Here is a 15366-nt window from a genome sequence, read left to right as displayed (position 1 = left end):
TATTTGAGGAAGGAAAAACGAAATTATGCAAACAGTGAGTAATGTGATAAACCTCATGCATCAGTCCATCCTGCCGGCAGTGCGGCAGGCAGAAGTCATCGTGGATGCAACGGCAGGCAATGGCGGCGACACGTTGTTTCTCGCGCAGAACATGAAGGAGTCCTGCCATTTATATGCGTTTGACATTCAGGCGGAGGCCATTGAACATACGAAACAGCGCACCAGCGAATTTGCCGGTAAAATTACGTATCTGCAGCAGAGTCATGAACAAATTGACCGCTATGTTGACCGGTCAATCGATGTGGCGATGTTTAATCTCGGCTATTTGCCCGGCGCAGCCCATGATGCCGTGACGAAGCATGAGACCACGCTCAAAGCCGTGAAATGTGTGCTGGCAAAATTGAGCCTTCAGGGAATTTGTGCGATTATGGTCTATACGGGGCATCCTGAGGGCAAGGTGGAAGCCGATTGCCTGGCCAATTTTTTGCAGGCACTTCCGGTCAGGGATTACACGGTTGGCTGTTACCGGCTGTGGAATCACCGCCCGGAGGCACCGTATGGTTTTATTCTTGAACGTACCCGCTGAGGGGAACAGAAAGAAGGGGAGATAATGAAGACGATGCCGATTCGCCTAGGTTATTTTTTGATGGCTATGGTGCTGAGTGCAGCCCTGCTGCTGCCGGTGCCAGCCGTGGCTTCGGTACAGAAGGATGGTGTGCATATCACCATATTCCATACCAATGACATACATGGCCGCGTGCTAGAAAGTGATGACAATGGGAAGGCCATTGGCATGAAATGGATAGCCGCCGCTATCTGGCAGCAGAAGGAGGCGGATGCCGACACGCTGGCGTTTGATGCCGGCGATACGCTGCACGGCATGCCAATTATCAATGTCAGCAAGGGCGAGAATATGGCGCGTCTCATGAATCTGTCGGGCTATGACGGCATGACGCCGGGAAATCATGATTTCAACTATGGGGCAGTGCAGCTGCAGAAGCTGGCGGGGATGCTCAACTTTCCGATGCTCAGTGCCAATTTGGTAGACCAGGCGGAAAAAGGCTATGTGTTCCGTCCGTATAAGAGTTTTGAGTTAAATGGCGTCAGGGTGGCGGTGTTTGGACTCAGTACGCCGGAGACTGCCTATAAGACGAATCCGGCCAATGTCGAACTCGTCAAATTTCTGAATCCGGTGGATACGGCCAGAAAGCTGGTGCCGGAACTGCGCAAGAATCATGATGTGGTAATCGGCCTTATGCACATGGGCCTTGATACAAGTTCGGAATATACCTCGGCGCGCATTGCCAAGGAAGTACCGGGAATCGATTTGATTCTGGATGGACACAGCCATACGAAACTGCCAGTGCCCGTAAAAGTAGGGAAGACGCAAATCTGTCAGACCGAAGCGCAGGGCGAGGCTCTGGGCAAGGTGGAGCTTATCGTAAAAAATCATAAGCTGAAGAAAGTCAAAACAGCCCTGCTGGACCGTGCAGCCATCGTCAATGAGGTCGAAGGACCCGATGAGGGAGTCAGTGAGGCTTTGCAGGCAATTGAGGCCGAGAATCAGAAAGTCATGAGCGAAGTCATTGCGCAGTCACCGCGTGAACTTTCGGGCGCGCGTGAGCTGGTGCGCACGCAGGAATCGGATTTGGGAAATCTGGCGGCGGATGCTATGCGCTGGGGGGCACAGGCCGATATCGGCCTGGTAAATGGCGGCGGTCTGCGGGCCAGCCTGCCAGCAGGTGCTGTTACCCGAGGTGACCTTTGGAAGATTTTCCCGTTCGGCAATACGTTGAAACGCGTGGAACTTTCGGGCGCGGCGATTCAAAAGCTGCTGGAGCATTCGGTGGAGTACGTGCCCGGTTCTTTTGGCGGCTTTATGGATGTCAGCGGTCTTACCTTCACGCTGGATGCTGCGGCTCCGGCTGGCAGCAGGGTAAGCAATGTGAAAGTGGGCGGAGAACCACTGGACAGCCAGCGCCTCTACCAGGTAGCAATCAACGATTTCACAGCTGCCGGTGGAGACGGCTATGATATGGTCAAAAATGCCAAAGTGACGGGAGAATACGGTACACTCGAAGAAGTGTTTACCAACTACTTAAAGCAAAAAGGCTTTGGCAATATTGCCGCCGGCCGCATTCAAATCAAAAAATAAGCAAAAAACGGAGTCCCGATGGGGACTCCGTTTTTTGCTTTAGAATGTATCCGTATGCAGGAATTCGCGTTCTACGACTTTGCCGTCCTGTTTCCAAATACGATAGACGGAAGGACGGGTGCTTGGACCTTCACTGACCAGCGAGATGGTTTTGCCGCCAAGGTCGGCTTTTGTGCCGAGAACGTAAATCGTCAGGGCACTGCCGGAGTTGGACACGCGCAGGACTACCGGATGGGGCAGTGGATTCTGGAAGACGAAATCCAAAAGCCCATCGGCGACTGTCGCATCGCGGCCGGCCGGAACATAACTCGAAGGCAGCGAATGATTGGAGCGTTCCGTTGGCTTGAGGCCGGCGAGCAGAATCGCATTGTACAGGGTGCTGCTGACCTGGCAGACACCGCCGCCAACATCAACGGCTGGTTCGCCGTTGACGATAACGCCGGCGTTCTTATAGCCGGCGGCGCGGGTGCGCTGGCCAACAATATTGTTGAACGAAAGCGTGGCCTGGCTGCGAATCAGAGCTCCCTGCAGGTGGCTGGCAGCCAGCCCGATGTTGTCGCCGCGGTCGCCAGGATAGAACCGCGTAGTATAAGAACCAAGAACGGCATCAATATTCGCGATATCCTCATCTAATATGAACGGCTTGTCTTCTTTGGGTTCCAGCTCGACTTTGGCCGTGAGTTCGAGGGCTTCAAATTTGGGTGCAAGTTCCTCGGCAACCGGAGCAGTATCGAGGGTCAGCCCCGTGACTGCCGGTTTCTTCTGGATGGAGCCGTTAGCCTGCAGACTTACCTCGGCATTTTCTGGTGGCGTATCAACATCTTTTTCGATGGCGGACAGTTTTGCGTTGAGTTTGTCTTTGTCGAAGCTAGCGGTCATGACGACGTTCTTTCCGAAAATCGCCAGTTTCATCTGATTGATGAGATTGGTGACTGTGTTGCCTTCACGACCAATGTTGTAAGCTTCTTCGGCCGCTTCGTCGACCTTTGCCTGCAGCCCGATTTCATTGGGCTGGATATTCCAGCTGCGGTCTTTATAGGATAGCACCGCGGCATTTTTGCTCAGTGCTTTTTTCGCTTCTTGGTCAAAATACTTGCGAACCTCTTTTTTACTCATTCCTGTCAGGGAAGTTCCATTGGATTGAACCCCCATGACTACGCAATCCTGGTTCGCCGTGGATACGGAAATGCAGCTGACTGCAGCTGCGGTAAAGGCTAGCCCTACGATGCCAAGGGCGATAGCCTTGTTCGTGGAAATTGATGAAAAATTCATGTTAACCTATACTCTCCTACAGTAAATTCTAATATATAGTATAATGCTTAGAAAGCGGGGTTGCAATTGCATTTTTCTTAAAGTTGCAAGAAGAAAAGAGATATGATAAAATAAACGCCATATAATGATAAAGGCGAGGAAGAAGAGGAGTACGGTTATCGGCGCTCAAGAGAGAAGACGGTTGGTGAGAGTCTTTGCAGCCGGTATCGGAAGGTAGCTTTGGAGCTGTCTGGCTGAACACAAGTAAGCTGGAACGTTGGCCGCGTTATGGCCAAGAGGCACATGGACAGTTCATGTGTAAAGATTGGTGGTACCACGATAGCAAGCGCTTTCGTCCTTTTGGACGAGGCGCTTTATTTAGTTTTAGGAGGTTTATCATGGCAGAGAATCAGGAACAGGGAAACAACATCCCAAAGGTTTACGACCCGCAGTCGTTCGAGAAGAAATGGTATCAGTACTGGGAGGAAAACAAATTCTTCCATGCTGAGGTAGACAAGAGCAAGAAACCGTACAGCATGGTTATCCCGCCGCCGAATGTCACGGGCCAGCTGCACATGGGCCATGCACTTGATAACACGCTGCAGGATATCCTGATCCGCTATCATCGCATGCAGGGCTTCAATACGGTCTGGGTACCGGGCTGCGACCATGCCGGTATTGCAACGCAGGCCAAGGTTGAGGGTGCTCTGCGCGAAGAGGGCACGAACCGCTATGAGCTCGGCCGTGAGAAGTTCCTCGAGCGCGTCTGGGATTGGAAAGAGCAGTACGGCAACCGCATCATGTACCAGCTGCGCACGCTCGGTTCCTCCTGTGACTGGGACCGTCAGCGCTTCACGATGGACGAAGGCTGCTCGAAGGCTGTGCGTGAAGTATTCGTAAGTCTTTACGAAAAAGGCCTTATCTATCAGGGCACGCGCATCACGAACTGGTGCCCGGACTGCAACACGGCTATTTCGGACATCGAGGTTGAGCATGAGACGGAGCAGGGCCATCTCTGGCATCTGCGCTATCAGGTCAAAGGCACGGACCAGTATGTCGAAATCGCTACGACGCGTCCGGAGACGATGTTTGGCGATACGGGTGTTGCCGTTCATCCGGACGATGAGCGCTATAAGGACATCGTCGGCAAGACGCTGATCCTGCCGATTGTCAACCGCGAGATTCCGCTGTTTGCCGATGAGTATGTCGACAAATCCTTCGGTACGGGTGCTGTTAAGGTCACGCCGGCCCATGACCCGAACGACTTTGAGATGGGGCAGCGCCATCACCTCGAGGAAATCAAGGTCATCAGCAACACGGGCAAAATGATGGAAGGTGCCGGCAAATACGAGGGCATGGACCGCTATGAATGCCGCAAGGCACTTGTCAAAGAGCTCGAGGAGCTCGGCGTCCTCGTATCGGTTGAGGAGCATGAGCATGCTGTTGGTCATTGCTCGCGCTGCCACAGCACGATTGAGCCGCTCGTTTCCAAGCAGTGGTTCGTCAAGATGGAGTCGCTGGCTAAGCCGGCTATCGAGGCCGTAAAGAGCGGCAAGATCCAGTTCGTGCCGGAGCGTTTCTCCAAGACGTATATCCAGTGGCTCGAAAACATCCGCGACTGGTGCATTTCGCGTCAGCTCTGGTGGGGCCATCGCATCCCGGCCTGGTACTGCGATGACTGCGGGCAGACGCACGTATCGCGCACGGACCTTACGGAGTGCCCGCACTGCCACAGCAAGAACATCCATCAGGATGAAGACGTTCTCGATACCTGGTTCTCTTCGGGCCTCTGGCCGTTTGAGACCATGGGCTGGCCGGAAAAGACTGAGGAGCTTGAGCATTTCTATCCGACGGCTACGCTCGTCACGGGTTATGATATCATCTTCTTCTGGGTTGCCCGCATGGTCATGATGGGCCTCGAGTTCGGCAAGGATATTCCGTTCAAGCATGTATTCATCCACGGCCTCGTCCGCGACAGCCAGGGCCGCAAGATGAGCAAGTCGCTCGGCAACGGCATTGACCCGGTTGAAGTCGTTGAGAAGTACGGCGCCGATACGCTGCGCTTCATGCTGATTACTGGCAATACGCCGGGCAACGACATGCGCTTCTATTGGGAGCGTGTCGAGTCGGCGCGCAACTTTGCCAACAAGATTTGGAACGCATCGCGCTATATGCTCATGAACCTTGAAGGCTTTGATAAGGATTTCGTGCCCAGCGAAGAGGACTACACGCTGTCTGACTGCTGGATTCTCTCGCGCTATGCGCGCACGGTCCGCGATGTCACCGAGAACCTCGACAAATTCGAACTCGGCGAGGCTGGCCGCATGATTTACGAGTTCCTTTGGAACGAGTTCTGCGACTGGTACATTGAGCTCACGAAAGCCCGCCTCTATGATACGGAGAATGTCCGCGCCCGCAATACGGCCCTGTATGTCCTGTCGCATGTCCTCGAGGGCACGCTGCGCCTGCTGCATCCGTTCATGCCGTTCCTCACCGAGGAAATCTGGCAGAAAGTGCCGCATGCTGAGGAAGTCAAGAGCATCATGATTTCCGAGTGGCCGCAGGCTGATGCCTCCCGTATCAGCGATGATATCGAGGCACAGATGACGGCTATCATGGAGAGCATCAAATCCATCCGCAACATGCGTGCTGAGGTCGGTGCTGCGCCGAGCAAGAAGAGCGAAGTCATCCTGAACTTCAAGGATGAGACGCTGCGCGCCGTGTTTGCCGAGAATACGGGCTACCTCGACAAGCTCGCTTCGTCGGAACCGGTGACGATCCTGCCGGCTGGCGCTGATGCACCGGAAAACGCTATGGCTGGTGTCGTAAACGGCGTTGAGATTTACCTGCCGCTCAAGGGCCTTATTGATGTCGAGAAAGAGACGGCCCGTCTCAATAAAGAGCTTGAGAAACTCGAAAAGGAAATCAAGCGCCTTACGGGCAAGCTCAGCAACGAAGGCTTCCTCAAGAAGGCTCCAGAGCAGGTCGTCGCTGGTGAGAAAGAGAAACTCGCTGGCTATGAAGAAAAGAAAAAATCGGTGGAGAGCCGCATTCAGGATTTGGCGAAGCTCTAAGATAGGAGAATCGTAACATGAATTATCAGGAAGCCCTCGCCTATCTGGAGGGGCTGAATATCTTTGGCATCAAGCTGGGACTCACGCGTATCCAGCGGCTGCTGGAGCTCCTGGATGTGCCGCAGGAAAGGTACCGCACCATCCATGTGACGGGAACGAATGGCAAAGGGTCGGTGTCGGCGATGCTCGCCGGCATCCTGCGCCGTTCGGATATCCATACGGGCATGTACAGCTCGCCGCATCTGGTCTCGTATACAGAGCGCATCCAGGTCGATGGCCAGCCGATAAGCGAGCAGGAATTTGCCGACTGCCTGAGCACCATCCGCACCTACGTGGAACAGATGGTGGCTGAGGGCGACGAATGCCCGACGCAGTTTGAAGTGCTTACAGCCCTGGCATTTTTCTACTTTGCCATGCGCCATGTTGAGTATGCGGTCATCGAAGTCGGCCTTGGCGGCCTGCTCGATTCGACCAATGTCATCACGCCGGAGGTCTCGGTCATCACGAACGTGACCTTTGAGCATGCGGACCGCTGCGGCGGAACTATCGAAGGAATTGCGCATCATAAAGCTGGTATCATCAAAGAGGGCGTTCCCGTGGTTACAGCTGCCAAGGGGATTCCGCTGGAAATTCTCCGTCAGGAAGCAGCCGCGCGGAATGCGGATATCTTTGTGGCGGGTGAGGATTTCCAGACGGATTATATATCCTGTGACGGGCGCACACAGAAGCTGGAATTTACTTCGGCCCTGCTGGGGGTCATGAAGGTTCCCTATGAGCTGCATCTGCTGGGACGCCATCAGGTAGAGAACAGCGCTGTGGCAGTGATGGCGGCCAATCTGATTCACAATATCGATGAACGGGTCAAGGAGGAGCATATTGCCGAAGCCTTGAAACTCGTCACCTGGCCGGCGCGGTTTGAGCGGGTGGATTATAAAGACCAAAAGGTGATTATCGATGGCGCGCATAATCCTGCTGGCATGGAGGCCTTGCGCAGCAGCCTGGATTTATATTTCCCGGCTGAACAGCGGGTACTGCTGCTGGGCATTTTGAAGGACAAGGATATCGACGCTATGCTTGATATTTTACTGCGTCCCAATGATACTGTGGTGGTAACCGTTCCTGATTCGGAACGGGCATCCGACCCGCAGGAATTGGCGAAGCAGGTTGCGCCTCATGTGCAGCATGTCGAGGCGATTGCTGACAACGGCGAAGCGTTGAATCGTGCGTTGGAGCTGGCCAATCAGGAAAAACTGCTGGTTATGGCCGGTTCATTATATCTCGTTGGCGGAGTCCGTCAGCTCTTATTGAAACGGAAGGGGTGATTCTATGTCATCAAAATCCGAAGCGGCAGCTATGCGGGAATTGCGTCAACGCCGCCGCCAGGCTGCCAAAGAAAAATGGTGCCAGCGGTTTAAGAACTGGTCCTGGTATGCCGTTTTGGCTGAAGCATTCCTGTTGGCACTTTGGCCGCCGGGGGCGACGATTGCCCTGCTCATTGGTGTTGTTTTTACGCTGCTGCGGTTTCGTAGGGATAAGGAATTCAAGTTCCGGCATTTTTCGTTCGATGTTCCCGTATGCCTGTTCATTCTGATTAGTGGCGTTTCCGTGCTGGGGTCACCGGACCGCGGATTCAGTTTTTATAACTGGTACAATCTGGTCGGTGTTTATGCGTTGACTTATTTTCTGGTCGGACAGCAGGTGCGGGACGTCAAACAGTTCAAACAGCTGGTGATGGCTTTGGGCTTAGCGGCTGTGATGGTTATTCTTTACGGATTTTACCAATACCTTTTCGGCATTGACATCAGTGCGATGAAGTGGGTGGATGGTGATGCCTTCCCGGAACTGCGCAAGCGCGTATTTTCCACTTGGGAAAATCCAAATATCCTGGCTGGTTATTTGGACATTATTATCTGTCTGGCGTTTGGCTTCTTTGTCAAAGCGGACAGCCGGCCCAAACGCATCGTGCTGGGGATTTTTATGCTGGCTGCAGTCGCGTGCCTCGCAATGACTTATGCGCGTGGGGCACTGCTGGTCATCGTGGCGATTTTTATCTTGTATGGCATGGTAAAGGATTTGCGGGTATTGGCAGCCTGCGCCGTGATAGGCGGTGTCCTGCTGCTGGCTGACCCGGTGCTGTATGAGCGCCTTACTTCGGTGTTTACCAAGGTGGATACATCTTCTGAAATGCGGCTGGCATTTTGGGAGAGTTCCGTGGCCATGATTCAGGACCATCCGTTCCTGGGAATTGGCTGGGGCGCTTATTGGATGGTTTATCCAGAATACGACTTCTATCTTCAGGGAGCCGATATCCGCATTGTCCATGCGCATAATTTGTATCTCAATTATGCCGTGGAAATCGGTATCCCGGGAGCACTGGCCTTCTTATGGTATCTTTTTGGAACCATGTTTATGGCACTGCGGCAAAAATTCTTGCCGCCTGTGCCGGAAACGGTGGAAGAGACTCCGTTTGATTACAACGAAGAGGCTGCTGCCGATGTAGAACTGCAAAAGGTGGCTGAAAGTGTTAAGCAGGAAGAGGCGAAGCCGGCAATTCCATTCTGGAAGGATTTTGCCGCCTGGCTGGATTACCGGCTGCTGGCTGGTCTGTCATTGGGCGTGGGCCTGGCCCTTTTGTCGGTTGCTCTCAATGGTCTTACGGATGATTTGCTGTTTAATATACCATCGTCGATGTTCTTATGGATGCTTTCCGCATTGGCGGCAGCAGCCGTCAGTGCGGGAAATGAGGACATGAGCGAAGAAGAATAAGGGAGGCGTTTCGATGAAAGGTCAGGTAAATATATCCAAGGCAACGGTTGACCGCCTTCCGTTATATTTTCGTACCCTGCGCCTGGCTCAGGATGAGGGGATTGATATCATTTCCTCGGATGAACTGGGGCGCAGATTGGGCATCACACCAGAGCAAATCCGCAAGGACCTTGCCTCGTTTGGCCAGTTTGGCAAAAAGGGTGTGGGCTACTATGTCAACGAGCTCAAGCGCAATGTTGGCAAAATCTTAGGACTGGACAATCATTGGAATATTGCCGTGGTTGGTATCGGTCATCTGGGTGAGGCATTGGCGAACTACCAAAATTTTGTGAGCCTGGGCTTTAATTTGGTCGCTTTATTTGACCAGGACCCGAAGGTTATCGGCAAAACGGTCAATCATGTTGTGGTAGAAGATATTCGCAATATGCAGCAGGTGGTCAAGGAACGCAATATTCAGATTGGCATCATCGCGGTACCGGCAGCATTCGCGCAGGGAGTAGCGGACAAACTGGTAGAAGCAGGTGTCAAAGGTATCTGGAACTTTGCGCCAATCAAGATGGAAGTCCCCGATTCGATGCATATCATCAATGAGGATTTATCGATTGGTCTTAGTAGCTTGTCCTATTACATCACCAGAAAGTGATTAATAAAATTCATATCATATTGATTTTTGCACAGTTGTGTAAAAATGTCGGAAAACGGCGTCAAGTCAATCTTGACGCCGTTTTCTTTTCGTGTTATTCTTAGGCAAGGGACATAATTATAGCATACTGTTACGATAATCTATGATTATAATTCATGGTGTCAATAACTTCATGTTATACTTTAGCGGCACCATGAATCATAAAAAAGAATATAAAACAAGATGCGGCGTCCTAATCGTTAAAATCTGTTGCCGGAACCGAAGATGGGTCGGCACTGATGAGGGAGGATTTTCTATGATTGATATTCTCGATCGCGTGCGTAACAAAGCATTGCAGGCGAAAATTGTCACGGCTGAGGAAGCAGCAGCGTTCTTTAAACCGGACATGAATGTAGCCATGAGCGGATTTACGGCATCGGCTTATCCGAAAGCTGTTCCGCTGGCACTCGCTGAACGTATGAAAAAGGAACCATTCACGATTAACCTATGGACAGGAGCCTCGACAGGTCCGGAGCTTGATGAAGCTTTGGCAGCTGTTCATGGCATCAAGAAACGTCTGCCGTATCAGACGGATAAGATTTTGCGCAGTGAAATCAATGATGGCTCGGTGGATTATCTCGACCTTCATCTTTCGGAATCGGCGCAGTTAGGCCGTTGTGGCTATCTCGGCAAGACGGACGTAGCTGTTGTTGAGGCATGCGCCATTACCGAGGAAGGTAATATCATCCCGACAACGTCCCTGGGGAACGCCGCTTCTTATGTACAAAGTGCTGATGTGGTCATTGTCGAGGTCAACACCTCGCAGCCTCTTGACCTTGAGGGCATGCATGATGTCTATGTTCCGATGGATCCGCCAAACCGCCTGCCAATTCCAATCGTAAAGGCTAATGACCGGGTCGGAACACCGTATATCCCCTGCACGCCGGAAAAAATTAAATACATCGTGCCGTGTGATATTCCGGACCATACCCGTCCGCTGAAACCAATCGATGAAGATTCGAAGAAGATGAGCCAGTTTACGCTGGAATTCCTCAATAAGGAAATCGAAGCTGGCCGCATGCCGAAGAATCTGCTGCCATTGCAGTCTGGTGTCGGCAACGTAGCCAACGCGGTTATCGCAGGCTTCGTCGATTCAGATCTCAAAGACCTCACGGTTTATACCGAAGTCATTCAGGATGGTATGCTTGACCTCATCGATGCCGGTAAACTAAACTTTGCATCCGGTACGGCGTTCAGCCCATCGCCGGAAGGAATGGCTCGTTTCTACAAGGATGTAGCAAAATATAAAAAATATCTGCTGCTGCGTCCGGAGGAAATCTCCAACAGTCCGGAAGTCGTTCATCGTTTGGGCGTCATTGCCATGAACACGGCTATCGAGGTTGATATTTACGGCAACGTCAATTCGACGCATATCACGGGTACGAAGATGATGAACGGTATCGGCGGCAGCGGCGATTTTGCCCGCAACGCATACCTGACCATTTTCTATACGCCGTCGATTGCCAAAGAGGGCAAGATTTCGGCTGTCGTTCCGTTCTGCTCGCATATTGACCATACGGAGCACGATGTCGACATCATCATCACGGAGCAGGGTATTGCCGATTTGCGTGGCAAAGCACCGCGTGAACGCGCATTAGAGATAATCAACAACTGTGCGCATCCGAGCTACCGCCCAATCCTGCTGGATTATTTCAAACGGGCTGATGAAGAACTCAAACATGCGCATACGCCGCATCTTCTCCACGAGGCGCTTTCCTTCCACGAACGCTTCATTGAGAAAGGCAGCATGGCAAAATAAAAATTGAAAAACGATAGATATATAGATACTGAATGAATCAGGAGGAGTTTCCTAATGAGCAATGAGAAAATCCAAGCTGAGCTTGCAAAATACGAAGCCAGTGTAGAAAAAGCAATCGCACGTTTCCCAGAGCGTGAGCATCTGCCGGAAAAACGCCTTTATACGCCGCTGGATATCAAGGATACGGATTATGCCGATGAACTGAGTTTCCCAGGTGTTTATCCGTATACGCGCGGCGTTCAGCCGACGATGTATCGCGGCCGTTTCTGGACGATGCGTATGTATGCTGGTTTCTCTACGGCTGAGGAGTCCAACAAGCGTTATCGTATGCTGATTGAAAATGGTGCAACCGGCCTGTCCTGTGCTTTTGACCTGCCGACGCAGATTGGTTATGATTCCACAGACCCAATCTCCGAGGGCGAGGTAGGTAAAGTCGGTGTTGCCATCGATTCGCTGGCTGATATGGAAACGCTGTTTGACCAGATTGACCTTGGCAAGGTCTCCACATCGATGACCATCAATGCACCAGCTTCGGTTCTTTTGGCTATGTACATTGCTGTGGCTGAGAAACAGGGCGTACCTGCTGACCAGCTGCGTGGTACGATTCAGAACGATATCCTCAAGGAGTATGCTGCCCGCGGTACGTATATCTTCCCGCCGCGTCCATCCATGCGCCTGATTACGAACATCTTCGAGTATTGTTCGAAAAACGTACCGAAATGGAATACGATTTCGATTTCCGGTTACCATATCCGTGAGGCAGGTTCCACGGCTGCTCAGGAAATTGCCTTCACAATTGCCGATGGTATTGCTTACTGCGAGGCTGCAATCAAAGCCGGCCTCAAGATTGACGACTTTGCTGGACGCCTTTCCTTCTTCTGGAATGCTCACAACAATGTTCTCGAAGAGGTTGCCAAGTTCCGTGCTTCCCGCCGCATTTGGGCAAAAGTCATGAAAGAGCGCTTCCATGCACAGAGTGAAAAGAGCATGAAACTGCGTTTCCACACGCAGACGGCTGGTTCGATGCTGACGGCTCAGCAGCCGAACAACAACATCGTCCGCGTTGCTCTGCAGACGGCAGCTGCTGTCATGGGCGGCACACAGTCCCTGCACACAAACTCCCGCGACGAGGCACTGGCTCTGCCGACGCAGGAATCCGTTACGATTGCCCTGCGCACGCAGCAGATTGTTGCGTATGAGAGCGGCCTGGCTGATGTCATCGACCCGCTGGCTGGTTCCTACTACGTCGAGGCTATGACGAATAAGATTGAGGCTGAGGCTTGGGACTATATCAAGAAAATCGACGACCTCGGTGGTGCAGTTGCTGCTATCGAGAAGGGCTACATCCAGAAGGAAATCCAGGATTCTGCTTACAAATGGCAGATGGATGTTGAATCTGGTGCCCGCACGATTGTCGGTGTCAATAAATTCCAGATGGAAGAAGAACCTCCAAAAGGTCTGCTGAAAGTCGACGAAGCTGTCGGCGAGCGTCAGAAGGCTAAGGTTGAGGCTATGAAAGCGAAACGCGATAATGAGGCGGTAAAGGCTGCGCTGGCTGACCTCAAGAAGGCTTGCCAGGATGAGAATGAAAACCTCATGCCGCATATCCTCGCTGCTGTTAAGACGTATGCAACGCTTGGCGAAATCTGCAACGTCATGCGTGAGGTATTCGGCGAATATGAGGCACATGTCAGCCTGTAATCGTTCATTAAGAAAAGAATCGTACTATAGCGTTTGCGTTTTTGGAGGAATTCAAAATGGAAAAGAAAATCAGAGTTTTAGTTGCTAAACCAGGTCTTGACGGTCATGACCGCGGTGCTAAAGTCGTTGCCCGCGCACTGCGTGATGCTGGCTTTGAGGTCATTTATACGGGCCTTCGCCAGACGCCGGAACAGATTGCTGAGGCAGCTTTGCAGGAGGACGTCAACGTCGTTGCTATGAGCATTCTCTCGGGTGCCCATGGTCACCTGTTCCCGAAAGTTGTTGACCTCGTTCGCAAAAATGGCATGACGGATGCGCTCATCATCGGCGGCGGTGTTATTCCGGAGGGCGATATCCCGGCTCTTAAAGAAGCTGGTGTTTCGGCCGTATTTACCCCGGGAACGCCGACCAGTGAAGTCGTTAAATACATCAATGAGAATGTAAAACTTTAAAAAGAGGTGGTGCTGGGAATAGGACCAGGGGAGCGGGTTCCGGTCTCCTGGTCCAACCTGGCACTATTTTACTGTTTCGTAATGTGAACTGGTTTTAGCGTTAAAGTTCACAATAAAAACTACCGAAAAGGTGGTGGCAGGATGGACATAGCAGAAGAATTACTTAAAGGCAATCGGCTGGCACTTTCTCGGGCAATTACTGCCATTGAGAACGAGTATGATGAAGCGACGGAAATCATGAAGAAGCTTTATCCGCATACCGGTCATGCCTATGTATTGGGGATCACCGGTCCACCAGGGGCAGGCAAGAGCACGCTGTCCGATAAGATAGCGCGTGAGTACCGTGCACAGGGCAAGACCGTTGGTATTATAGCTGTCGACCCGACAAGTCCGTTTACGGGCGGTGCCATTTTAGGCGACCGCATCCGCATGAATGGACTGACACTTGACGAAGGAGTCTTTATCCGCAGTATGGGCACCCGCGGGAGCCTCGGGGGTTTATCCCATAAAACCGCTGACGCTGTCAAAGCAATGGATGCTTTTGGAAAGGACATCATTATCGTTGAAACGGTCGGTGTCGGGCAGTCAGAAGTGGATATCGTCAAAGCTGCCGATACGACCATGGTTGTATTGATTCCCGGCATGGGCGATGATATCCAGGCAATCAAGGCCGGCATTTTGGAGATTGGCGATCTGTACTGCATCAACAAGTCAGACCTAGATGGGGCAGACAAACTAGTTCGTGAAATCAACATGATGCTGGACCTCGACAGCCTGATGACGGAATGGCGGCCGCCGATTACCAAGGTGGTAGCCAGCCAGAATGAAGGCATCAAAGAACTTTTGGATACCGTTGAAAAACACCGGACGCATATCGAAGGCAACGGCCAATTGGCCGAAAGGCGCACGAAGCGTACCCGTGATGAAATACTCGATATCCTCAGCAGCAACATCGGCACATACATCAAGGGCAAGATCGTGGACAGCGGTCGCCTTGATGGCTATGTCGAGCAAATCAAACAGCATGAGACAGACCCGTATACCGTTATTGGCCAGGTCATGGATGAGATGCTGAAATAATTATTTTATCCGAATGGAGGAGTCATTATGTTTAAAGTATTGGGCGTAGATCATATCGGTATTGCAGTTTCGGACCTCAAGGAAGTCGGTTCTTTCTGGGGGGATACGCTTGGCCTTCCGGCAAATGGTGAGGAAACCGTTGCTGAGCAGAAGGTAACGACAGGATTCTTCCCGACGCCGAATGGCAGCGAAATTGAGCTGCTGGCGGCAACGGATGAAACGTCGCCGATTGCCAAATTTATCGAAAAGAACGGCGGCCGCGGCGGTATCCAGCACATTGCGCTGCGCGTTGACAATCTCGAGGCTGCTTTGGCAGATCTCAAAGAGCAGGGTGTTCGCCTGATTGATGAGAAACCGCGCCTTGGTGCCGGCGGTGCGAAAATTGCCTTTGTTCATCCGAAGGCTTCCCATGGTGTTCTCCTGGAACTCTGCCAGCGTGATTAATA

General features: G+C 52.0%; 12 protein-coding genes and 1 other annotated feature. Of the genes, 11 read left to right on the top strand and 1 reads right to left on the bottom strand.

From position 1 onward, the window contains the following. Positions 1–25 precede the first annotated feature (25 nt). Together mnmM and FZ040_RS07875 are read left to right on the top strand one after the other, a co-directional pair. Positions 26–586 (top strand): tRNA 5-(aminomethyl)-2-thiouridylate-methyltransferase MnmM, encoded by a 561-nt coding sequence (gene mnmM, locus FZ040_RS07880; RefSeq protein ID WP_149171481.1) that lies wholly within the window; start codon positions 26–28, stop codon positions 584–586. 24 nt (positions 587–610) lie between these two features. Next, complete coding sequence (locus FZ040_RS07875; protein ID WP_149171480.1) at positions 611–2155, top strand: bifunctional metallophosphatase/5'-nucleotidase; 1545 nt, start codon at positions 611–613, stop codon at positions 2153–2155. Between the two features lie 39 nt (positions 2156–2194). Here the strand turns inward: FZ040_RS07875 and FZ040_RS07870 are convergent, their stop codons facing one another. Further along, entirely contained in the window at positions 2195–3427 is a 1233-nt protein-coding gene (locus FZ040_RS07870) for a VanW family protein (protein WP_149171479.1), read from the bottom strand. A 127-nt stretch (positions 3428–3554) separates the two neighbouring features. Next, positions 3555–3769 (top strand) — a binding site (T-box leader). A 35-nt stretch (positions 3770–3804) separates the two neighbouring features. On the opposite strand from FZ040_RS07870, the gene FZ040_RS07865 reads away from it, so the two are divergent. The 9 genes from FZ040_RS07865 (at position 3805) to mce (ending at position 15364) form a co-directional block, all read left to right on the top strand. Further along, on the top strand, positions 3805–6480 hold the full coding sequence (locus tag FZ040_RS07865) for a valine--tRNA ligase (RefSeq protein WP_149171478.1): 2676 nt from the start codon (positions 3805–3807) through the stop codon (positions 6478–6480). Between the two features lie 17 nt (positions 6481–6497). Continuing rightward, on the top strand, positions 6498–7802 hold the full coding sequence (locus FZ040_RS07860; protein WP_149171477.1) for a bifunctional folylpolyglutamate synthase/dihydrofolate synthase: 1305 nt from the start codon (positions 6498–6500) through the stop codon (positions 7800–7802). Positions 7803–7806: 4 nt separating this feature from the next. Continuing rightward, complete coding sequence (locus FZ040_RS07855) at positions 7807–9246, top strand: O-antigen ligase family protein (RefSeq protein ID WP_149171476.1); 1440 nt, start codon at positions 7807–7809, stop codon at positions 9244–9246. A 13-nt stretch (positions 9247–9259) separates the two neighbouring features. Further along, entirely contained in the window at positions 9260–9889 is a 630-nt protein-coding gene (locus FZ040_RS07850) for a redox-sensing transcriptional repressor Rex (protein WP_149171475.1), read from the top strand. Positions 9890–10184: 295 nt separating this feature from the next. Further along, on the top strand, positions 10185–11687 hold the full coding sequence (scpC, locus tag FZ040_RS07845; RefSeq protein WP_149171474.1) for a succinyl-CoA:acetate CoA-transferase ScpC: 1503 nt from the start codon (positions 10185–10187) through the stop codon (positions 11685–11687). A 54-nt stretch (positions 11688–11741) separates the two neighbouring features. Beyond that, positions 11742–13388: an acyl-CoA mutase large subunit family protein gene (locus tag FZ040_RS07840; RefSeq protein WP_149171473.1), complete on the top strand. Its 1647-nt coding sequence runs from the start codon at positions 11742–11744 to the stop codon at positions 13386–13388. A 56-nt stretch (positions 13389–13444) separates the two neighbouring features. Continuing rightward, positions 13445–13840 carry a cobalamin B12-binding domain-containing protein gene (locus tag FZ040_RS07835; protein ID WP_033170865.1) on the top strand — a complete coding sequence of 132 codons (396 nt, stop codon included), beginning with the start codon at positions 13445–13447 and terminating at the stop codon, positions 13838–13840. Between the two features lie 141 nt (positions 13841–13981). Beyond that, positions 13982–14920 carry a methylmalonyl Co-A mutase-associated GTPase MeaB gene (gene meaB / locus FZ040_RS07830; protein WP_149171472.1) on the top strand — a complete coding sequence of 313 codons (939 nt, stop codon included), beginning with the start codon at positions 13982–13984 and terminating at the stop codon, positions 14918–14920. Between the two features lie 27 nt (positions 14921–14947). Continuing rightward, entirely contained in the window at positions 14948–15364 is a 417-nt protein-coding gene (gene mce / locus FZ040_RS07825; RefSeq protein WP_033170863.1) for a methylmalonyl-CoA epimerase, read from the top strand. Positions 15365–15366: the final 2 nt, after the last annotated feature.

The organism is Pseudoselenomonas ruminis (assembly GCF_008271295.1).
Lineage (GTDB): Bacteria > Bacillota > Negativicutes > Selenomonadales > Selenomonadaceae > Selenomonas_A > Selenomonas_A ruminis.
Note: the sequence above shows the minus strand (reverse complement) of the source record. Positions and strands in the feature narration are given on the sequence as shown.